Source organism: Nocardioides sp. zg-1228, assembly GCF_017086465.1.
Lineage (GTDB): Bacteria > Actinomycetota > Actinomycetes > Propionibacteriales > Nocardioidaceae > Nocardioides.
On the sequence record NZ_CP070961.1, the window covers coordinates 3,691,508 to 3,711,235 of the forward strand.

Consider the following 19,728-nt stretch of genomic DNA (forward strand, 5'->3'; position numbering starts at 1 on the left):
ACCCTGCGGCTGCTCGACACTCGGCGCATGGACCCCAGCACCTGGCAGCGCCCGGGCCTTCGCGCCGCCCTCCTCTACGCCGTCGCCGCCGGCCTCCTCGGCGCCATCGTGTCCGTGGTCAGCCGACTCGAGCTCACCCGGCGCGCCCTCCCCGACACCCGGCTCCCCGACGGGCCGCTCATCGTCGTCGCCAACCACACCAGCTTCGCCGACGGGATCCTGCTGGCCCTCGTCGGACGCCGCCACGGCCGCTCACTGCGGCTGATGGCGACCGGCGGGGTCTTCCGTTCCGGTCTCGTGGGGCCGTTCGTGCGCCGCCTGGGGTTCATCCCGGTGCTGCGCGGGACCGACGCGGCGGCCGGCTCGCTCGACGCCGCGGCGCTGGCGCTCGCCGCCGGCGAGGCAGTGGGCCTGTTCCCCGAGGGTCGGATCAGCCGCGACCCGCAGCACTGGCCCGAGCGGTCCAAGACCGGTGCCGTCAGGCTCGCGCTCCGCACCGGGGCGCCGATCGTGCCGGTCGCGCTCGTCGGCGCCCACCAGGTCGTCGGCACGAGCGGGGTGGTGCGGCGGCTGCTGCGCAACACGGTGCTGCGCCCGCGCGTGCGGGTGGCGGTCGGCGAGCCCATCGACGTACGCCGCCTCGCGGGCGTCGCCGACGGCCCGATCGCCGACGAGGCGACGGTGCGGTGGCTCGCCGACGAGGTCATGGCCACGCTGGTGGCCCAGGTCGCGGAGCTGCGCGGCGAGCCGGCGCCGCACCCGACCGGCGTGCCGGCCGAGGCGCTCAGCGCCTGAGCGCAGCGGGCTCAGGAGTAGCGGTGGCTCTTCTGCGGGTGGCCCTGCTCGCGGGTGCAGGTGCGCCCGCTCATGTTGCGGTGGCCGCACAGCTCCTCGGTCGCCGGCTGGTCGGCCCCGACCTCCGGCTGCGCTGCCGACCTGGCCGGCGTCCTCGCAGCCGCAGCAGGCGGCGCGACGGGCGCCGCAGCCCTCGGGCGCGCCGGCGCGGAGCTCGAGCGCTTCTGCGCCTCGGCGTACTTCGCCTCGCGCATCGCACGCAGGTTGTCCATCTTGCTCATCGCTTGCTCATCGCTTGCTCATCGCCTGCTCATCGCTTGGTCGTCGCTCGCTCACTCACGTGATGAACCTACGCGCTCGCACCGACAGCAGCGGACGAGGGTGGTCACCGGCTCCAGTCGATCGCGTCGTGGACGTCCTGCAGCCGGCGTCCGCGCACCGGGTCGTGCTGGGCCACCCAGGCGATCCGGCCGCGCAGGTGGTCCTCGAAGGCCGGCACGTCGTCGCGGTTCTGCGTGCTCGGACCGTGCCGGTGGCAGTTGTGCAGGATCGCCCGCAGCACGTCGACCTGGTGGCGCGCGACCTTCGGGCGTTCGTTGACGACCAGACCGCCGAGCGTCTGCCGGCCGGCGCGTGGCATCACGCCGGTCTTGCGGGCGTTGAGGCGGAAGCCCTCGTCCCGGACGATCGCCTCGATCGCGTCGATCAGGCGCGAGGTGCCGGTGCCCCACCCGCGCTCGCCGGAGAACGCCAGGTCGTCGGCGTACCTCGTGTAGCGCCCGCCCCACGACCGGGCCAGCGCCGTGAGGCGCACGTCGAGCCGGAAGGCCGCGAGGTTGGCCATCGCCGGCGACGTGGGCGCACCCTGCGGCAGGTGCGGCGCGGCCAGGCGGCGGCCGAGGCGCCAGTGGGCGTCGAGCAGCCCGTCGTCGGCCGGCGGCGGGACGGCCCGCCACTGCGCGAGGGGCAGGACGCTGGTCACGAGCCCGGCCAGGCAGTGCGCGACCGGCTCCGGGTAGCCGGCGGTGCGCCAGATGCCGTAGACGCGGGAGACGGTCACGCTGGCGAAGAACGCCTCGAGGTCGAGCCGCAGGACGACGCTCCGGTCGGCGTGGGGTGCGGCGTAGGACCGCACCGAGCCCCCGGGCCGGAAGCCCCTGGCCGCGTCGTGCGGCGGGATGAGGGCGGCGATCTCGTGGAGCAGCCGGCGCTGCACGGCCTTGAGTCGCGGCTTGGGTGCCTCGAGCACGCGGATCGCCCCGCTGGGTGCGACACGGTGGCTGACGCGGTAGTGCTGGAGGCGGACCTCGGAGGCGCTGCGCGCCAGGTGTCGCGGGTCGGCGAACCAGTCGAGGTCTGCGGCGCTGAGGCGCACGAACGACGCCACGTCCGCGAGGTCGTCGAGCACCGGCAGCCGCCACCGGTTGGCTGCCATCTGCGTGGCGACGACCGGTCGCACCAGGGGGACCGCGCGCTGTGCCTTCGCCGCCGCGGGACGCGAGGCGAGGTTGGCGGCGAGCTCCCGGGGACGGTCGAGCGGTGCGCGCGGGTAGAGCGCGAGCGTCTGGCGCACGAGCGGCGGCAGCCACCGCGCCCGGCGACCCAGCACGGTCGTCCCGCTCGCGACCATGCCCTCATGGGTCCACTCACCGGCGAGGAAGGCGGCCGCCAGGGCGCGCGCCAGGTCGGACCTCATCCGGCGGCCGACCCGTGGGCCGGACGGGGGTGCGGCAGCGCAGCCCGACCTGTCCCGTCGTGCGCGCGATGACCTGCAGCGGAGCGCAGCGAGTCGCGCGCGGTGCCGTGCCCGAACGATCCGGTGGTCCCCGGGGTAGCCCCGGAGAAGCCGACCGGTGACGCGCACCGGTCCGCCGTCTCGAGATTGCGCTGCCGCACCCCGCGCACAGTAGCGGCAGGCCGCGACACCCGGGGCCGGTTGCGCCGCGAGCCAGGCCGCTCGGTCGGCCGGCGACGCATCGTGCCCCTGCTGGGGCGCGTCGACGTCGATGGCGGGAGCTACGTCAGGACCCGCGGCGCCAGACGACGAGGGACTGGCTGACGGACTGGTGCCGCACGGGGAGCTTGTTGTCCGAGCGGGCGGCTGCCCGCAAGGCCAGCCCGCGGCGCAGGGCCTCGAGCTCGCCGTCGAGCTCGGCGTTGCGGGCGCGGAGGTCGTCGACCTGCCGCTCGAGGTCCATGATCCGCCGCACTCCCTCGATGCCGATGCCGGCCCGGGTCAGCTCCGCGATCTCGCGCAGCCGCTCGATGTCGCGGTGGGAGTAGCGGCGCCCACCGCCCCCCGTGCGGCCGGGCCGGATCAGCCCCATCCGCTCGTAGGCGCGCAGCGTCTGCGGGTGCAGGCCGGTGAGCTCGGCCGCCACGGAGATGACGTACACCGCCGCGTCGGGCGAAGGGGGGTGGAGCGCCCCGCTCATGAGTCGAAGAGCCCTGCTCGCAGCGGCTTGCCGGCGGTCGCCGCCCGGTAGGCCTCGAGGGCCTCGCGAGCGGTCGGGTCGAGGTGGGCCGGGACCTGGACCTCGACGGTGGCCAACAGGTCGCCCTTGCTGCCGTCGCGCCGGGTGGCGCCCTTGCCGCGCACCCGGAAGGTGCGTCCGTTGGGCGTGCCCGCCGGGATCTTGAGGGTCACCGGCGCGCCCCCGAGGGTCGGGATCTTCACCTCGGCACCGAGGGCGGCCTCGTCGAACGAGACGGGCACGTCGATGGTGAGGTTGTCGTCCTTGCGACCGAACACGCGGTGCGGCGTGACCTTGACCTTGACGAACAGGTCGCCGGCGGGTCCGCCGTTCTCCCCCGGCGCGCCCTTGCCCTTGAGCCGGATCCGGGCGCCGTCCTTGACGCCGGCCGGGATCCGGGCCTGGATCGTGCGCGAGGAGGTGCCGCGACCGCTGCCGTGGCAGGTCGGGCACGGCTCGTCGTAGACCAGCTGACGGCCGCCGCAGGCGGGGCAGGTCTCGTTGATGGAGAACGCCCCGCCCGTGCCGGACACGACGAATCCCGCGCCCTCGCACTCGGGGCAGATGTGCGGCCGGGTGCCCGGCTTGCCGCCGGTGCCCTGGCACGTCGGACAGGCCGAGTCGGAGGTCAGCCGGAGCGAGACGGTCACGCCGTCGAGCGCGTCGGTGAACCCGATCGTGGCCGAGCTCTCCACGTCGGCTCCCCGACGCGGCCGCGGCTGCTGGCCACGGCCGCGCTGGGCGCCGCCGAAGAGGTCGCCGAACATGTCGCCGATCCCACCGCCGGCGCCGGCCCTGTCGCGGAGCAGGTCGTCGAGGTTGAAGCCGCCCCCGCCGAACCCGCCACCACCGCCGCCGAAGCCGCCGCCCATGCCGGTGCCGAACCCGCCCTGGGCCTGCAGCGCGCGGAACTCGTCGTACTTGGCGCGCTTGGCCTCGTCGCCGATGACGTCGTAGGCCTCGGCGACGGCCTTGAACTTCTCGTGCTTGGCCTCGTCGCCCGGGTTGGAGTCGGGGTGGTTGGCGCGCGCCAGCTTGCGGTAGGCCTTCTTGATGTCGGCCGCGCTGGCGTCCTTGGCCACGCCGAGGACCTGGTAGAAGTCTTTGGTCGCCCAGTCGTTGCGGAAACCTTCGTTGTCAGCCACGGATCAACCTCCCTTCGTCCTCGACGTGGTCATCGGTGCGTGTGCTCGATCGCGACATCGGCCGGCGCCGGGTCAGGCGTCGGCGGGCTCGACCACGAGCACCTGGGCGGCCCGCACGACGCGGTCGCCCATCCGGTAGCCGCCCTTGGCGACGTGCTTGACGGTCGTCACCTCGACGGCAGGGTCGGCGCCCATGTTGCTCAGTGCCTCGTGCATGGTCGGGTCGAACGCGTCACCCGGCTCGCCGAAGCGCACCAGGCCTGCCGCGGCGACCACCCGCTCGAGCTGGTCGGCCACCGCCTTGAGGCCACCCTCGAGCTCGCCGTGCTCGCGGGCACGGTCGATGGTGTCGAGGACCTCGATCACGGGGGTCAGCGCCTTGTAGGCCGCGGACTCGGCGACGAACTGCCGGTCGCGGTCGACCCGCTTGCGGTAATTGGCGTACTCGGCCTGGACGCGCTTGAGGTCGTTGGTGAGGTCGGCGACCGCCTTCCTCAGCGACTCCCCGTCGTCCTGGCCCGCGTCGTCCGGGCCGTCGGGGCGCTCCTCGGCGGTGCCGGGGGCGTCACCGGCGACGGCGTCACCGGCGACCTGCTCCTCGACCTCGGTCTGGGCGGGGGCCTCGCCCGCGGCGGCGCCGAAGCCGCCGGAGCCCTCCGGAGAGGGAGCCGCGGTGGGCTCCCCCTCCGGGAGGTCGGTCGCCTCGGTGCCCGTCATGGGCTCGTCGGGGCGCTGCGTCACTTGGACTCACCCTCGGCGGCGCCGTCGGTCGACTCGTCGACGATCTCGGCGTCGACGACGTCGTCGTCGGACTCACCGGTGGCCCCGGTGGTGCCGCCCGCGGCGGCCTGGTCGGCCTCGGCGGCGGCGTACATCGCGGCACCCATCTTCTGGCTGGACTCGCCCAGCTTGGTGATGCCCGCGGTGATCTCCTCGGAGGACGCGTCCTCCTTGGCCAGGGTCTCCTTGAGGGCGTCGACGTCGGCCTGGACCTCGGTCTTCACGTCGTCGGGGAGCTTGTCGGCGTTGTCGGCGAGGAACTTCTCGGTCGTGTAGACGAGCTGGTCGCCCTGGTTGCGGGCCTCGATGGCCTCGCGGCGCCGGGCGTCCTCCTCGGCGTACTGCTCGGCCTCCTTGACCATGCGGTCGATCTCGTCCTTGCTGAGCGCCGAGCCACCGGAGATCGTCATCGACTGCTCACGGCCGGACGCCTGGTCCTTGGCCGAGACGTGCACGATGCCGTTGGCGTCGATGTCGAAGGTGACCTCGATCTTCGGCACGCCGCGGGGGGCCGGCGGGAGGCCGGTCAGCTCGAAGTTGCCGAGGGGCTGGTTCTGCGACCACATCTGGCGCTCGCCCTGCGCGACCTTGATCTCCACCGACGGCTGGTTGTCGTCGGCGGTGGTGAAGATCTCCGACCGCTTGGTGGGGATGGTGGTGTTGCGCTCGATGAGCGTGGTCATCACGCCGCCCTTGGTCTCGATGCCGAGGGAGAGCGGAGTGACGTCGAGGAGCAGCACGTCCTTGACCTCGCCCTTGAGCACACCGGCCTGGAGCGCGGCGCCGAGCGCCACGACCTCGTCGGGGTTGACGCCCTTGTTGGGCTCCTTGCCGCCGAGCAGGTCCTTGACGGCCTCGGCCACGGCGGGCATGCGGGTGGAGCCACCCACGAGCACCACGTGGTCGATGTCCTTGACCGCGACGCCGCCGTCCTTGAGCACCGACTGGAACGGCGCCTTGGTGCGCTCGAGCAGGTCGGCCGTCAGCTTCTGGAACTCGCTGCGGGTCAGCTTCTCCTCGAAGTGGAGCGGGCCGGACTCGCCGTGGGTGATGTAGGGCAGGTGGATCGTGGTCTCGCTGGAGGACGACAGCTCGATCTTCGCCTTCTCCGCGGCCTCCTGGAGGCGCTGCTTGGCGATCTTGTCGGCCCCGAGGTCGACGCCGTTGGCGTCCTTGAACTTCTTCACCATCCACTCGACGATGCGGTTGTCCCAGTCGTCACCGCCGAGGTGGTTGTCACCGGAGGTCGCCTTCACCTCGACGACGCCCTCGCCGATCTCGAGCAGGGACACGTCGAACGTGCCGCCACCGAGGTCGAAGACGAGGATGGTCTGGTCCTCGCCCTTGTCGAGGCCGTAGGCCAGCGCGGCCGCGGTGGGCTCGTTGACGATGCGGCTGACGTTGAGGCCCGCGATCTCACCGGCCTCCTTGGTGGCCTGGCGCTGGGCGTCGGAGAAGTAGGCCGGCACGGTGATGACCGCGTCGGTGACGGTCTCGCCGAGGTAGGCCTCGGCGTCCCGCTTGAGCTTCTGCAGCACGAAGGCGCTGATCTGCTGCGGGGTGAAGGTCTTGTCGTCGATCTTGACCGACCAGTCCTCGCCCATGTGGCGCTTGACGGACCGGATGGTGCGGTCGACGTTGGTGACCGCCTGACGCTTGGCGACCTCGCCCACGAGGACCTCGCCGGACTTGGTGAAGGCGACGACGGACGGGGTCGTCCGGGCACCCTCGGCGTTGGCGATGACGGTGGGCTCGCCACCCTCCAGAACGGCGACGACGGAGTTGGTCGTGCCGAGGTCGATGCCGACCGCTCGAGCCATGGTGTTACCTCCTGCGTGTGGATGACGGTGAGTCTGCGTGCCATCCTGCCGTGTGGTCCACGGAGGAGGCAAAACAGTTGAGTCGATCTGACTCAAGTCTGTTCATGGGGTACAACGCAGGGCGCACCCAGATGTTCCCCGATCGGCGCACTCGTGATGTGACGTGGATCGCTCTAGCCTTGCGCGCATGATCCGCCACACCGTCGCCTTCCGGCTCCACCACGCCCCCGGCTCCGCGGAGGAGGCCGACTTCCTGGCCGCCGCCCGGGCGCTCGCCGACGTCCCCGGCGTCACGGCGTACGAGCAGCTGCGCCAGACCAGCGCGAAGAACGACTTCACCTTCGGCTTCTCGATGGAGTTCGCCGACCAGGCGGCGTACGACGGCTACACCGAGCACCCGGTCCACACCGCGTTCGTCGCGGAGCGGTGGGTGCCGGAGGTCGCCGACTTCCTCGAGATCGACTACACGCCGCTCTGACCCGAGCCGGCCTCCTGACCCGCATACGCCGCCGAGCCGGCGCGTCCTGACCCGCATACGCCGCCGAGCCGGCGCGTCCTGACGTGGTGGCCAGGCAGCTGACGCGCAGGACGCGCCGACTCGACCGCCATTCAGCGCCAGGACGCGCCGCCTCGACCACGATTCAGCGCCAGGACGCGCCGACTCGACCGCCATTCAGCGCCAGGACGCGCCGCCTCGACCGCCATTCAGCGCCAGAACGCGCCGCCTCGGGTCAGCGGGACCAGACGTAGGGCGTGGTGGTGGTGACCGCGCGGAGGCCGGAGCGCTCGAGGATGGGGCGGGACATGTCGGTGCAGTCGGAGTGGATGTAGCGGATGCCGCGCTGGAGGGCGGAGCGGGCGCGAGCGGCGACGAGGGCGCGGTAGATCCCGCGGCCGCGGAGCTCGGGGAGGGTCGCGCCGCCCCAGATCCCGGCGAACTCGGTGCCCTCGACGGGGGTGAGGCGGCCCGCGCACACCACCCGGTCCCCGACCTCGGCCACCCAGAGCTCGGAGCGGCCGGTCTCGAGCTCGGCCAGGGTCGCGGCGAGCGAGGGGCCGCGGCCGTTGCCGAAGACCGACTCCTGGGCGGCGAGCATCCGGGCGACGTCGGCGGCGGCGGTCGGACCCGGCTCCAGCCGGCGGAGCACGACGGGGCCCTCGGCCGTGTCCGCGAGGGGCACCGCGACGTCGAGCAGCGCCGCCTCGCCGATCATCACGGTCTCCTGCGGCTCGGCCGCGAGGCCGTGGGCGAGGAGCCGCGCGCCGAGGTCGGCCGGGCAATCGTGGCCGCGCGACTTCCACTCGAACGACGTCACGTCGGTGTCGTCGCGGTAGTGGGCGACGGTGCGCGCGATCAGCGCGTCGAGGTCGTCGCCCTCGACACCGCCGAGGTCGCGGTAGGACACGAAGCCGCCGTGCTCGAAGACCCCCCACCACAGCGGGCCCTCGCGTCGTACGCCCTGCGCCCCGGCCATCTCGGCGTCGGTGCGCAGCTGCTCGTCGTAGGCCGCCAGCAGCGGGTCCGTCGTCATGGGTGGACACCCTAGGCCGGGAGTCGGGGGAATCTCAGGGGTTTTCCGCTGCGCGGGGCCGGGCCGTGGGCGCACACTTGTCCTGTGCCGCAGGCAGGAAGCCCGCGCCGGGTCGCCGGCGCCTCGGGAGTCGTGCTGCTGCTCGCCGCCCTCCTGGCGTTCTACGTCGCCGACGTCGCCGGCGCCGGCCCGTCCCGGTGCCAGCAGCACCGCGTCGAGGCCCGCGAGCGCGCGCGCGCCGTGACCGGCGACGGCTCCCCCGTGCTCGTGGTCGGCGACTCGTGGTCCGTCGGGCTCGGCCTGGACGACCCGGTCGGGTCGTGGGCGAGTCGCCTCCCCGGCGAGGTGCACGTCCGCGGCTTCTCCGGCTCCGGCTTCAGTGCCCGGGCCAGCGGCTGCGGCCGCGTGTCGTTCCACGACCGCGCTCCGACGGCGTTGGGCGTGCGTCCACAGCTCGTCGTCGTCGCCGGCGGGCTCAACGACTACGACCAGCCCGCCCGCGCCATCGACCGCGGCTTCCGCGCCCTGATGGCCGACCTGCGAGGCCACCACGTGGTGGTCGTCGGCCCCGCGAGCGCTCCGCTGCGCGCGGGCGCCGTGCCGAGGGTGGACGAGCAGCTGGCCCGGCTCGCCGCGCTCTACGGCGTGCCCTACGTCCCCACCGGCGACCTCGACCTCGACTACCTCGACGACCGGCTCCACCTCACCGCGGGCGGGCACCGCGCGTTCGGCGACGCGGTGGCCGCGCGGCTGGCGGACGTACGCCCGACGCGCCCGGCCGTGCTGGCGCGCTGACCCGCACCGGTCGGTGACCGGTCGCCCGCCGTCGACTATCGGACACTTCCGCCGACGATCGGCCGAACGGTGCAGGTTCTCGCGTTGCACGAACACGCAGATCGGCGCTCATTGACGGGGTGGTCGGCGATTGCGACTTTGTGCAGAGGTCCGCAGCACCCAATCCACCCTCGCGTCCGCCGGGCGCGAACTCACGATTGGACATCCCAGTGAAATCACTCCGTCCGGCCTTCCTGGCCGGTATCGCAGCGTCAGCCGTCGCTGCGTCCTTCCTGGCACCGGCCGCCACCTCGGCCGGCGCCTCCCCCGCGGCGGGCGACCCCCGTCTCGAGGCCCAGCAGGCGGCGTCCGCCTGGGTCAAGGGCCACTCCCGCGCGCTCGAACGGGCCGCAGCGGACGCCTTCGTCCGCACCGGCACGTTCGAGGGCGACAGCGGCATCTACGCGATGGCCTACGAGCGGACCCACGAGGGCCTGCGCGTCGTCGGCGGCGACTTCGTCGTCCTCGCCGACGCCGACGGCCAGGTGGTCGGGTCGTCGGTCGCCCAGGAGGCGCCCGTCGCGATCAGCGACACCACCGCCTCGGTCCCCGCGGCGCGCGCGAGCGCCGTCGCGACGGGACGACTCGACGAGGTGGCCGACGCCTCGGCGCCCGAGCTCGTGGTCTGGCACCGCGACGCCGGCACCCGCCTCGCCTACGAGGTCGAGGTGCGCGGCACCGACGCCGGCGAGGTGTCGTGGCAGAAGGTCTGGGTCGACGCCGAGGACGGCAGCGTCCTCGAGGCGCGCGAGCAGATCGCCCACGGCACCGGCACGGCGGCCTACTCCGGCCCCAACCCCCTGCCGATCGCCACCAGCGGCTCGGGCAGCAGCTACTCGATGACCGACCCGACGGCGACCACGCTGCGCTGCCAGGACGCCGCCACCAACACGACCTTCACCGGCAGCGACGACGTGTGGGGCAACGGCAACGCGACCAACCGCGAGACCGGCTGCGTCGACGCGCTCTACGCCGCCCAGCAGATGAAGGCGATGATGTCGTCGTGGCTGGGCCGCAACGGGATGAACGGCTCGGGCGGGTGGGTGCCGATCCGCGTCGGGCTCAACGACATCAACGCCTACTACGACGGCACGCAGGTCCAGATCGGCAAGAACCAGGCCGGCGCCTGGATCTCCGCGATGGACGTGGTGGCGCACGAGTTCGGCCACGGCGTCGACGACAAGACGCCCGGCGGCATCTCCGGCGGCGGCACCCAGGAGTTCATCGGCGACGCGCTCGCCGCGGCCACCGAGTACTACGACGGCCAGGCCGCGCCGTACGACTCCCCCGACCACACCGTCGGCGAGGAGGTCAACCTCGTCGGGCAGGGCCCGATCCGCGACGGCTCCAACCCGGCCAACGTCGGCGACCCGTCGTGCTACACCAGCTCGATCCCCACCGCCGAGGTCCACGCGGCCGCCGGCCCCGGCGACCACTGGTTCTACCTGCTCTCACGTGGCGGGGTGTCGAAGTGCGACGGCACCTCGACGACCGGCATCGGCGAGCAGGCGGCCATCAAGGTCCTCTACAACGCGATGCTGATGAAGACCAGCTCGTCGAACTACCTCAAGTACCGCACCTGGACGCTCACCGCGGCGAAGAACCTGGACAGCACGTGCGCCCAGTTCAACGCCGTCAAGAACGCCTGGGACGCGGTCAACGTGCCCGCCCAGACCGCCGACCCGACCTGCGGTGGCGGCACCACACCGCCCCCGACGACCGGCGGCAACATCCTGGCCAACCCGGGCTTCGAGTCCGGCGCGACCGGCTGGACGGGCAACACCGGCGTGATCACCTCCAGCACCAGCCGTCCGGCCCGCACCGGCTCCTTCAAGGCCTGGCTCGGCGGCAACGGCCGGACCAGCACGGAGACGATCAACCAGACGGTGACGATCCCGGCCAGCGCGACGGCGGCCACGCTGTCCTACTGGATCCGCACCGACACCGCCGAGAGCGGCTCGACGGCGTACGACCGGATGCGGGTGCAGGTCGTCGACGGGTCGACGGCCACCACGGTGCGCACCTTCACCAACGTGGGCACCAGCACGACGTACACGCAGTACTCGCACAGCCTCACCTCCTACAAGGGCAGGACGGTCACCATCCGCTTCACGATGACCGAGGACGCCTCGCTCCAGACCAGCTTCGTGGTCGACGACACCGCGCTGAACGTCTCCTGACGCCAGCCACTCCGTGACGGGGCGGGGCAGCGACCGCTGCCCCGCCCCGTTCCCCTGTCCAGCACCCGGGAGATCCCATGCGCTCGCTCCGTACGCCCGTCCTGTCCGCCGTGGCCACCGCCGCCCTCGTCGCCGGCGCGCTCGTCGGCGGCACCCCGCCCGCGGTCGCGGCCCCGTCGCCCGACCTCAGCATCGCCAACGTCACCGCCCACCTCCAGCAGCTGCAGTCGATCGCCACCGCCAACGGCGGCAACCGCGCCACCGGCCGTCCCGGCTACAAGGCCTCGCTCGACTGGGTGCGCGCCAGGCTCGACGCCGTCGGCTACACGACGCAGGTGCAGCAGCTCTCGACCTCCTCGGGGACGTCCTACAACCTCGTGGCCGACTGGCCGGGCGGCGACCCCGAGCACGTGGTGATGACCGGCGCCCACCTCGACAGCGTCGCCGCAGGCCCCGGCATCAACGACAACGGCACCGGCTCGGCCGCCGTGCTCGAGGCCGCCCTCGCCTGGGCCGCGAGCGGCAACACCCCCCGCAACCACCTGCGGTTCGCGTGGTGGGGCGCGGAGGAGCAGGGCCTGCTCGGCAGCAACCACTACATGCGCACCCTGCCGGCCGCCGACAAGGACCGCATCGAGCTCTACATGAACTTCGACATGGTCGGCTCGCCCAACCCCGGCTACTTCGTCTACGACGACAACCTGGCCGGCAACGGCGCCCGCGACGCGATGACGGCGTACTACACGTCCAAGGGCATCGCGTGGGAGTACATCGACGTGCAGGGCCGCTCGGACCACGCGTCGTTCCGCAGCCAGGGCATCGCCACGACGGGCATGTACTCCGGCGGCGAGACCACCAAGACCGCCGCGCAGGCGTCGAAGTGGGGCGGCACCGCCGGGCGGGCGTTCGACCCCTGCTACCACCGCGCGTGCGACACGACGGCCAACGTCGACACCACCGCGCTCGACCGCAACCTCGACATGATCGGCCACATGGTGTGGCTCCACGCCGACAAGGACTACGGCGCCACCACCCCGCCGCCGACGACTCCCCCCGCCGGCACCAACCTGCTCGTCAACCCCGGTTTCGAGTCCGGGGCGAGCGGCTGGTCGGGCACGTCGGGAGCGATCACCAGCAGCGCCTCGCGCCCGGCGCGCACCGGGACGTGGAAGGCGTGGCTGGGCGGCAACGGGCGGACGACGTCGGAGAACGTCTCCCAGCAGGTGAGCATCCCGGCGTCCGCCACCGCGGCGTCGCTGGCCTACTGGCTCCGCACCGACACCGCCGAGTCCGGCTCGACGGCGTACGACACCCTCAAGGTGCAGGTGATCAGCGCCGGCACGACGACCACCCTGCGCACCTTCTCCAACGTGGGCGCCGGCGCGGGCTACGCGCAGTTCTCCCACAGCCTGCTCGCCTACCGCGGCAAGACCGTCACCGTGCGGTTCCTGATGAGCGAGGACGCGTCGCTGCAGACGAGCTTCGTGCTCGACGACACCTCGGTGACGACGAGCTGAGGCCGCCGCGCAGGCGAGGGCCGGTCCTGGCCCTCCCGGTCGCCCGGCTCACTCGGCGAGCCAGGCAGCCCAGCTGTCGAAGGAGTAGGGCCGGCCCAGGAAGTCGGCGACGAGGTCGGCGGCGTCCTTGCGCCCACCCATCGCCAGCACCTTGTCGCGGTAGGCGTGGGCGACCCCGGCGGCGAAGAGGTCGTCGGGGTCGAAGGCGGAGAACAGGTCCTTCGCGATCACCAGCGACCACATGTAGGTGTAGTAGCCCGACGAGTAGCCGTCGAGGTGGCCGAAGGCGCAGTGCATGTGCGCGCCCTCGAGCGGCGGGATCACCGAGTAGCGGCGCTGCAGCTCGTCGCCGTAGGCGGTGAGGTCGTCGTGCGGGCCCGCGTGGAACCAGTAGGACCGGGCGGCGTACGACATCTGCTGGACGGCGTAGAGGCCCTTGCCGAAGTGGTCGGCCCGGCGCATCGCCGCGACCAGCTCGGCCGGGATCGTCTCACCGGCCTCGTTGCGGGCGAAGGTGGCGAGCACGTCGGCGTCCCACGCCCACTCCTCGAGCATCTGGCTCGGCGCCTCGACGAAGTCCCACTCCGTGGCGACGCCGGAGAAGCGGGCCCACTCGCCCTGACCGGCGAGGACGTGGTGGACCAGGTGGCCGAACTCGTGGAAGAGCGTGACCACCTCGTCGTGCTCCATCAGGCCGCGGGCGAAGTTGCACACCAGGACCCCCTCGGGCAGCTGCTCGCCGGCGATGCCCTTGACGAGGTCGAACTGGGCGGCGTGCTTGAACTTGCCCTCGCGTGGGTGCAGGTCGAGGTGGATGCGCCCGATCCGGGTGCCGTCGAGCTCGACGTCATAGCTGGCGACGTCCCCGTGCCAGGTGCCGGCCTCCTCACGGGCGACCGGCGTCCAGGTCAGGCCGAACAGCCGACCGGTCACGTCGAGCAGGCCCTGCCGCACCTGCTCGAAACCGAAGTAGGTGCGCACGACCTGCCCGTCGACGTCGTACTGCTCGCGGCGCACGATCTCGGAGTAGTAGCGCGAGTCGTAGCCGGTCACGGTGTCGGCGGTGGGGTCGTCGACGCGCTTGCGCTCGAGCAGGACGGCGACCTCCTGGCCCGCCCGCTCCTTGGCGGCCTCGCCGATCCGGTCGATGAAGTCGGCGACGGCCTGGCCGCTCCCGATCATCTTCACCTCGGTGTCGTAGTCGGGCCACGAGTCGTAGCCGAGCAGCTGCGCGGTCTCGCGACGCACGGCCAGCAGGTCCTGCAGGACCTGGTCGTTGGCCGGCCAGGCCACGTTGCTGTGCGCGAGCGCGAGGTCGTGGCGGGCCTCGGCGTCGGAGCCGAAGGTGAGGAAGGGGACCAGGTCGGGGTAGTCGGTGGTGAGGGTGACCAGGCCGTCGTCGTCGGGGGCGTGGGCGGCGCGGTAGTCGTCGGGCAGGCCGGCGAGCCGCTCCGGGGCGATCCGGATGGAGCGGACGTCGTCGCGGATGGTGCGCCCGAAGTCCTGCGACAGCTTCACGGCCTGCTCGCTGAGCGCGCGGAGCCGGTCACGGGTGGCGTCGTCACGGTCGACGCCCGCGCGCCGGAAGTCACGCAGCGTGTGGTCGAGGACGCGGCGCGCGTCGGCGTCGAGGGCGGTGAGGTCGGAGGACGTCGCCAACCGGTCGAGGACGGCGTAGAGGTCGCGGTCGAGCCCGAGCTCGGTGACATACTTCTGGACCTCCTGGCCCAGGTCGTCGGCCCGGTCGCGGACCGCGGCGTCGGGGTGCACCTCGGCCCACAGCGCCACGGCCTCGGCGTTGGCGAGGGCGGTCTCGGCCTTGTTCCACGCGACGAGGACGACGGGGGCGTCGGAAGAGCCGGCCTTGACCAGCCCGACCTGGCGGCGAGCCTCCTCGAGCTGGTCGTGGCAGCGCCGCGTCACCCAGTCGAGCCAGTCGCCGTCGCCGGGAAGGGTGATGGGGGCAGGAGCGGGGGCGAGGGGATCGGTCGGCACCGGGCGAGCCTACGGCCGCGCGCCCGTGCGCTCCAGCACGCCCGTCGGGGTCGTCCGCATCGAGGGCCGCGGGCCGTAGCGTGTGCGCGTGAGCACCTCGGGGGACGTCGCGTTCCGCTTCCGCGACATCTGGCTGGTGGCCTACGGGCCCTCGATGGTCTCCGCCATCGGCCACGGCGCGATCATGCCGGTGCTGGCGCTGCGGGCGCGCGACCTCGGTGCCGACGTCTCCACCGCCGCCGCGATCGTGGCCCTCACCGGCGTCGGCATGCTGCTGGCCAGCCTCCCGTCGGGCGCGCTGGTGGCCCGGGTGGGCGAGCGCCGGGCCCTCGTGGGCGCGGGGATCCTCGACGCGGCGGCGATGGCCTTCGCCGCGCTCACCGACTCCGTCGCCGGGCTCGCGGTCGGGGTGCTGCTCAGCGGCGTGTGCTGGACGCTCTTCCTCATCGCCCGGCAGGGCTTCATGATCGACGCGGTCCCCGAGACCCACCGCGCCCGGGCGATGTCGCTGCTCGGCGGCTCCCACCGGGTGGGCGTGCTCGTCGGTCCGCTCATCGGCGCCGGCCTGATCGAGGTCACCGACCTGACCAGCGTCTTCTGGCTCGGTGCGGCGATGTCGGTCCTCGCGGCCCTCCTCGCCGCCACGATGCCCGACCTCGGCGAGGAGAAGCGAGCGGCGGAGCGGGCACGTGGCCACGTCGGCGTGTGGTCGGTCATCGTCGCGCACCGCCGGCTCCTGGCCACCCTCGGCACGGCCGTCATGGTCCTGGGCGTCAGTCGGTCGCTGCGGCTCAGCCTGCTGCCGCTGTGGGCCGACCACATCGGGCTCTCGGCGTCCACCACGTCGCTGATCTTCGCGGGGGCGTCCGCCATCGACGTGGCGTTCATGTGGCCGGGCGGCTGGCTGATGGACGCCCGGGGCCGGATGGTGGTCGCGGTGCCGGTGGTGCTGTCGATGGCCGTCGCGTGCCTCCTGCTCCCCCTGGCCACGAGCGCGCTCACGGTCGCGCTCGTCATGGCCCTCATCGCGTGCGGCAACGGCCTCGGGTCGGGCATCGTGATGACGCTCGGGGCGGATGCCGCGCCGGAGGGCGGCCGGTCGCAGTTCCTCGGCGCGTGGCGGCTGTGCGGCGACATCGGCAACACCGGCGGTCCCCTGCTGGTGAGCGCGGTGGCCGCCGTCGCGCCGCTGGCTGCGGCGAGCGTGGTGGTCGGCGTGCTGGGCCTGGCCGGGGCGGGGTGGGTGGGCTACTGGACGCGGAGGGTGGACCTCGCGCGGACGAACGCGGTGCCGGTCAGCCGACCGTCACCGTGACCTCGTTGGACACGACCTCGGAGTCGGTGTCGACCACGCGGAACTTGTTGGGCCCGGTGCGGCTGGTCTGGACGTAGGTGGCGAACGTGCCGCCACTGACCGACATCGTCACCGGGAAGTCCGACCACGTGCCGTTCTCCATCCGCTGCACCTGCAGGATCGCCCCCTCGCCGGCCGGGTAGGTGCCGGTGAGGTCGATCTGCTGCATAGGGCTCACCGACTGCTGGTCGGCCGTCAGCGAGATGCCCTCCGCGGGCGCCTCCGAGGTCGACTCCTCACCCGGGTTGGGCTCCGACGCCTCGGCGGAGCCGGCCTCGGTGCTGGTCTCGGTGGGCTTGGGCAGGCGGAAGGTGGCCGAGGAGCTCGGCGCGCCGCTGGCCTCGGTGTCGTCGCCGATGCCGGTCACCTTGACCCCGACGAGGACCGCGAGCCCGCCGAGCAGGCCGATGACCACGGCGACCCCGACCAGGGCGATGAGCCCCGTCAGGACGGGGCGGTTCTCGGTGTCCATGTCGGTGGGGAGGGACCTTTCGCGCGGGGTGCGGGGCCTCGTTGTCGGCGGGGCCATTGTCCGGGAGGGGCGGGTGCGCGGCCAAGTCGGCCGGTGCGTCGGTGGGCGTGCCACCCCGCGTCGGACAGGATGGGCACATGCAGTCACCGTTGCGACACGGCAAGGCCGCCATCGGCACGACCCTAGCGGGCGGAGCGCTGGCCGCGCTGTCCTCTGCCCCGGAGCGCGCCTCCCGCCTGCTGCGCCACCGCTACCCCACGGTCGCCGTGACCGGCATGACGGGCGTGGGCAAGACCCGCCTGGCCGACCGCCTCTCCCGGCGCGCGAGCGCTGAGTCGGGCGGCTCGGAGGGGGGCCCGGAGGTGGGCTCGGCCGTCATGGAGCGTCGTACGCGCCGCAACGCGCGGCTGCGCGGCTACCGCTTCCGCGTCGTGCCCGGCGAGAACGCCGCCACCCGCCTCGGCGCCCTCGACGAGGTCTTCCACGACGAGCCGGTCGACGGGGTGCTGCACGTGGTCGCGTGGGGCCACGCCACCCCGCGGCGCACCGCCGGCACCACCGGCGCGGCGCTCGCCACGCGCGAGGAGCAGCTCGCCGCCGAGCTCGACGACTGGGCCATCACGGCCCACCGCATCGCCAGCATGGCGGTGCGACGCGACCGGCCGACCTGGCTGGTCGTCGCGGTCACCAAGGCCGACCTGTTCCCCGACGACGTCGACGAGGCGGTGCGCTACTACTCCCCCGGCAGCGGCTCCCCCTTCGCCGAGCGCCTCGACGAGCTCCGCGCCCTGGCCGGCGGCGCCAGGCTGTCGATCGACGTGCTGCCGGTGTGCTCACAGGGCGGCGACAAGCGCTCCCCCATGCCCGAGAAGGCGTGCAGCGACCTCCTCGGTCGCCTCGAGCTGCGGATGGCCCAGCTGAGCGGGCACGTGTGAGGGGTGCCGGCCGCCGCGCCCTCCTCGTGGTCGGCGCGGCGTACGTCGCGGCGCTGGCGTGGGCCGCCGTCGTCCTGCCCGACCGGGTGCCCACCCACTTCGACGCCGCCGGCCGGGTGGACGAGTGGTCGTCGCGCACCGCGCTGATGGTGACCTGGGTCGTCCTCGGCGTGGTCGTGCTCGCCGGCATCCCGGCGCTGACCCGGGCGCTGACCGCCGGCGACGGCACCTGGGTCAACATGCCGCAGGCGTCGAAGGACTACTGGTTCGCCCCGGAGCGGCGCGCCGAGTTCGCCGTGCGCTTCCAGGACGACATGGAGGCCGTCACCGCGCTCACCGGGGCCCTGCTCGTGGCCGCGCTGGTCCTCACGACCCGGGTCGGCGTCACCGGCCGGGACGGCGCTCCCTCGTGGGCGTTCCCGGTGCTGGTGGGGGGCTACCTCGTGCTGACGGCACTCTGGACGGTGCGCCTGCTGCGGGCCTACCGGCCGCCGGTCCAGACCGGATGAGCGCGTAGCCCACAGGAGCACGACTCCTGGTTTCGACACCGGCCCGGAGGGCACAAGGCCCCCATGAGGCCGATCGCGATCAACCAGCGGGCGCTGCGGGGCGCCAAGGAGGAGCTCGACTCCGCGCGGGAGGCGTTGCGCGGCGCGCTGGGCGACATCGACCACCCCGCCGACGACTTCCCGTGGCGCGACCTGGTGGTCGAGGGCGTGCGCGCCCTGGTCGACGACGCCGAGCAGGTCGCGAAGTGGTGCCGCACCCTCGCCGGCGCGATCGACGACTCCGTCGTCGACTTCGACGAGCTCGACCTCATGGTCGGGGAGGCCGCCGCCGTCGCCGCGAGGCTCGACCAGGTCACGCCATGACCAGGATCGTGACCGACCGGGTCGAGACCCAGGAGGACCGCTTCCAGTTCGGCGACCCGATCGGCTGCCGCTACCACTGGCTCGATCCCGACGAGGTCGACTCCTACGGCGACTCGGTGCGCCGGCTGTCGGCCAAGGTCGAGCTCGCCGTCGACGCCTTCGCGCGCACCTCGACGCTCTCCGAGGACGTCTTCGCCGGAGAGGCCGCCGACACGCTCCGCGACCGCGCCGCCCGCCGGCACGAGGAGTCGGCGGGCGTCCGCGACGACCTGCGCGGCCTCGGCCGGGCGATCAACGCCTACGCCGACGTCCTGCGCCGCCACCGTGAGGGACTCGAGGAGCTGCGCGCCTCCGCCGTGAGCACGGGCCTCGAGGTGCGCGAGCACCGCATCTGGCCCCCGGTCGCCACCCTGCCCGGTGACGCCACCCAGCGGCAGGCCGACGCGTGGGAGGCCGAGTGGAGGGCCTACCAGGCCTGCTTCGAGACCAAGCTGGAGCTGCGTGACGCCCGGCGTGCGGGTGCCCGCGAGCTCGTGCGGGCGCTCGCCGAGCACGCCGGCGTGCATCCCGACCAGGACCGGGCGAAGGTCGTCGCCGCCGGCCACCGTGGGGTCACGTTCGGCGAGCTGCGCCGCGAGGCCGCCGAGGAGGCCCGGGAGGCCGTCGACGCCGCGGACGCCGCGGACGCGGCCCGCGGCACCGTCGACGCGCTCAGGCGGCGCGAGCAGTCCGCGCTCGAGAGCCTCGAGCGGCTCGTCCTCGCCGAGGCGCCGCACGAGGAGATCGACGCCCAGGCGGGGAAGGTCCAGGCGCTGCACCGCGAGCTGGACGACGCCCGGGCCGAGGCCCGCGACGCCGAGGCCGCAGCCGACAGCGAGCAGGCTCAGGCCAACCGCGCGGCGCGCGACCTCCGGGCCGCGGAGGAGGGCGGGCCGCGCCTGATCGCCCAGCGCCGGCCCGCCGGCGACCTGGGGGACCGGCTCGGCTGAGCGTCGGTCCCGAGCGTCCGGGCCGCGGCTTCCG

Annotated in this window: 19 protein-coding genes; 10 read left to right on the forward strand and 9 right to left on the reverse strand. The window is 73.4% G+C overall.

Annotated elements, in window-relative coordinates; genetic code table 11:
- Window positions 1-27: 27 nt before the first annotated feature.
- Complete coding sequence (locus JX575_RS17765; protein WP_186339378.1) at window positions 28-795, forward strand: lysophospholipid acyltransferase family protein; 768 nt, start codon at window positions 28-30, stop codon at window positions 793-795.
- A gap of 11 nt (window positions 796-806) precedes the next feature.
- On the opposite strand, the gene JX575_RS17770 is transcribed toward JX575_RS17765, so the two are convergent.
- The 6 genes from JX575_RS17770 to dnaK all read right to left on the reverse strand — a co-directional run bounded on the left by JX575_RS17770 (window position 807) and on the right by dnaK (window position 7,014).
- Window positions 807-1,076 carry a hypothetical protein gene (locus tag JX575_RS17770; RefSeq protein WP_186339379.1) on the reverse strand — a complete coding sequence of 90 codons (270 nt, stop codon included), beginning with the start codon at window positions 1,074-1,076 and terminating at the stop codon, window positions 807-809.
- A gap of 104 nt (window positions 1,077-1,180) precedes the next feature.
- Window positions 1,181-2,491, reverse strand: a complete 1,311-nt coding sequence (locus JX575_RS17775) for a reverse transcriptase family protein (RefSeq protein WP_186339380.1) — start codon at window positions 2,489-2,491, stop codon at window positions 1,181-1,183.
- 325 nt (window positions 2,492-2,816) lie between these two features.
- Entirely contained in the window at window positions 2,817-3,230 is a 414-nt protein-coding gene (locus JX575_RS17780) for a MerR family transcriptional regulator (protein WP_186339381.1), read from the reverse strand.
- Window positions 3,227-4,414 carry a molecular chaperone DnaJ gene (gene dnaJ / locus JX575_RS17785; RefSeq protein ID WP_186339382.1) on the reverse strand — a complete coding sequence of 396 codons (1,188 nt, stop codon included), beginning with the start codon at window positions 4,412-4,414 and terminating at the stop codon, window positions 3,227-3,229. The genes JX575_RS17780 and dnaJ overlap by 4 nt, the downstream gene beginning before the upstream one ends.
- A gap of 72 nt (window positions 4,415-4,486) precedes the next feature.
- Window positions 4,487-5,155 (reverse strand): nucleotide exchange factor GrpE, encoded by a 669-nt coding sequence (gene grpE / locus JX575_RS17790; RefSeq protein ID WP_241005235.1) that lies wholly within the window; start codon window positions 5,153-5,155, stop codon window positions 4,487-4,489.
- Window positions 5,152-7,014: a molecular chaperone DnaK gene (gene dnaK, locus JX575_RS17795; RefSeq protein ID WP_186339383.1), complete on the reverse strand. Its 1,863-nt coding sequence runs from the start codon at window positions 7,012-7,014 to the stop codon at window positions 5,152-5,154. The genes grpE and dnaK overlap by 4 nt, the downstream gene beginning before the upstream one ends.
- Before the next feature lie 187 nt (window positions 7,015-7,201).
- Here dnaK and JX575_RS17800 point away from each other — a divergent pair, with 187 nt between their 5' ends.
- Window positions 7,202-7,492 carry a Dabb family protein gene (locus tag JX575_RS17800; RefSeq protein WP_186339384.1) on the forward strand — a complete coding sequence of 97 codons (291 nt, stop codon included), beginning with the start codon at window positions 7,202-7,204 and terminating at the stop codon, window positions 7,490-7,492.
- Window positions 7,493-7,745: 253 nt separating this feature from the next.
- On the opposite strand, the gene JX575_RS17805 is transcribed toward JX575_RS17800, so the two are convergent.
- Window positions 7,746-8,546: a GNAT family N-acetyltransferase gene (locus JX575_RS17805; protein ID WP_186339385.1), complete on the reverse strand. Its 801-nt coding sequence runs from the start codon at window positions 8,544-8,546 to the stop codon at window positions 7,746-7,748.
- A gap of 84 nt (window positions 8,547-8,630) precedes the next feature.
- Here JX575_RS17805 and JX575_RS17810 point away from each other — a divergent pair, with 84 nt between their 5' ends.
- The 3 genes from JX575_RS17810 (at window position 8,631) to JX575_RS17820 (ending at window position 13,077) form a co-directional block, all read left to right on the forward strand.
- The gene (locus tag JX575_RS17810; protein WP_186339386.1) at window positions 8,631-9,341 is read left to right on the forward strand and encodes an SGNH/GDSL hydrolase family protein; all 711 of its coding nucleotides are present in this window, start codon (window positions 8,631-8,633) and stop codon (window positions 9,339-9,341) included.
- A 209-nt stretch (window positions 9,342-9,550) separates the two neighbouring features.
- Window positions 9,551-11,560, forward strand: a complete 2,010-nt coding sequence (locus tag JX575_RS17815; RefSeq protein WP_186339387.1) for a M4 family metallopeptidase — start codon at window positions 9,551-9,553, stop codon at window positions 11,558-11,560.
- Window positions 11,561-11,637: 77 nt separating this feature from the next.
- On the forward strand, window positions 11,638-13,077 hold the full coding sequence (locus JX575_RS17820; protein WP_186339388.1) for a M28 family peptidase: 1,440 nt from the start codon (window positions 11,638-11,640) through the stop codon (window positions 13,075-13,077).
- Between the two features lie 48 nt (window positions 13,078-13,125).
- Here JX575_RS17820 and JX575_RS17825 read toward each other — a convergent pair whose 3' ends face one another.
- Window positions 13,126-15,072 (reverse strand): M3 family metallopeptidase, encoded by a 1,947-nt coding sequence (locus JX575_RS17825; RefSeq protein WP_241005236.1) that lies wholly within the window; start codon window positions 15,070-15,072, stop codon window positions 13,126-13,128.
- Between the two features lie 88 nt (window positions 15,073-15,160).
- Here JX575_RS17825 and JX575_RS17830 point away from each other — a divergent pair, with 88 nt between their 5' ends.
- Window positions 15,161-16,387 (forward strand): MFS transporter, encoded by a 1,227-nt coding sequence (locus JX575_RS17830; RefSeq protein WP_241005237.1) that lies wholly within the window; start codon window positions 15,161-15,163, stop codon window positions 16,385-16,387.
- On the opposite strand, the gene JX575_RS17835 is transcribed toward JX575_RS17830, so the two are convergent.
- A complete protein-coding gene (locus JX575_RS17835) occupies window positions 16,368-16,898 on the reverse strand; it encodes a hypothetical protein (protein WP_186339389.1) in 531 nt (176 codons plus the stop codon). The two genes, JX575_RS17830 and JX575_RS17835, sit on opposite strands and share 20 nt — an antisense overlap.
- A 137-nt stretch (window positions 16,899-17,035) precedes the next feature.
- Here JX575_RS17835 and JX575_RS17840 point away from each other — a divergent pair, with 137 nt between their 5' ends.
- The 4 genes from JX575_RS17840 (at window position 17,036) to JX575_RS17855 (ending at window position 19,694) form a co-directional block, all read left to right on the forward strand.
- Entirely contained in the window at window positions 17,036-17,833 is a 798-nt protein-coding gene (locus JX575_RS17840) for a hypothetical protein (protein WP_186339390.1), read from the forward strand.
- Window positions 17,830-18,342, forward strand: coding sequence for a DUF1648 domain-containing protein (locus JX575_RS17845; RefSeq protein WP_186339391.1), 513 nt, complete (start codon window positions 17,830-17,832; stop codon window positions 18,340-18,342). Before JX575_RS17840 ends, JX575_RS17845 begins: the two co-directional genes overlap by 4 nt.
- Before the next feature lie 63 nt (window positions 18,343-18,405).
- Complete coding sequence (locus tag JX575_RS17850) at window positions 18,406-18,705, forward strand: hypothetical protein (RefSeq protein WP_186339392.1); 300 nt, start codon at window positions 18,406-18,408, stop codon at window positions 18,703-18,705.
- Entirely contained in the window at window positions 18,702-19,694 is a 993-nt protein-coding gene (locus tag JX575_RS17855) for a hypothetical protein (protein ID WP_186339393.1), read from the forward strand. The genes JX575_RS17850 and JX575_RS17855 overlap by 4 nt, the downstream gene beginning before the upstream one ends.
- Window positions 19,695-19,728: the final 34 nt, after the last annotated feature.